Origin of the sequence: Pseudomonas edaphica (assembly GCF_005863185.1) — a bacterium.
Classification (GTDB): Bacteria; Pseudomonadota; Gammaproteobacteria; order Pseudomonadales; family Pseudomonadaceae; genus Aquipseudomonas; species Aquipseudomonas edaphica.
Genome location: NZ_VBVZ01001153.1, coordinates 1 through 503, shown reverse-complemented (window position 1 = coordinate 503; position 503 = coordinate 1). Strand labels below are relative to the sequence as shown.

General features: G+C 58.1%; 1 protein-coding gene. It reads left to right on the top strand.

All coding sequences use genetic code 11. From position 1 onward, the window contains the following. Positions 1–334 (top strand): NADPH-dependent FMN reductase (locus FEM54_RS33795; RefSeq protein ID WP_138454423.1); only part of this gene is annotated, 334 nt, incomplete at its 5' end. Positions 335–503: the final 169 nt, after the last annotated feature.

Below are 503 nucleotides of genomic sequence, written 5' to 3'. Positions count from 1 at the left end.
GTTTGTGACACCGGAATACAACCGCTCCGTGCCGGCCCCGTTGAAGAATGCCATTGACGTTGGGTCTCGTCCTTATGGGCAAAGTGTCTATGGGGGTAAGCCTGGGGCGATCATCAGTGTGTCGCCGGGGGCCATTGGTGGGTTTGGGGCGAACCATCATTTGCGTCAGTCGCTGGTGTTTCTGGATGTACCTTGCATGCAGCAGCCCGAAGCGTACCTGGGCGGGGCGGGGAGCGTGTTTGATGAGGCGGGTAAGGTGTCGGAGAAGACCCGGCCGTTTTTGCAGGCTTTTATTGATGGGTATGGTAAGTGGGTTGGGAAGCAGTTGGGCTGATATCGATGGGGGAGTGGGGTGTTTGGCGGTGTACATATCCGTTGCTGCGGTAACGGCGGCTATTGGTTCCGCTCTTACAGCGGGTCACTTTTGGCAAACGCCCGGAATGCCGGCCCAGCCAAAAGTAACCAAAAGGTCTTCGCCCCACCACTCTGTGCCTCGCCTAGGC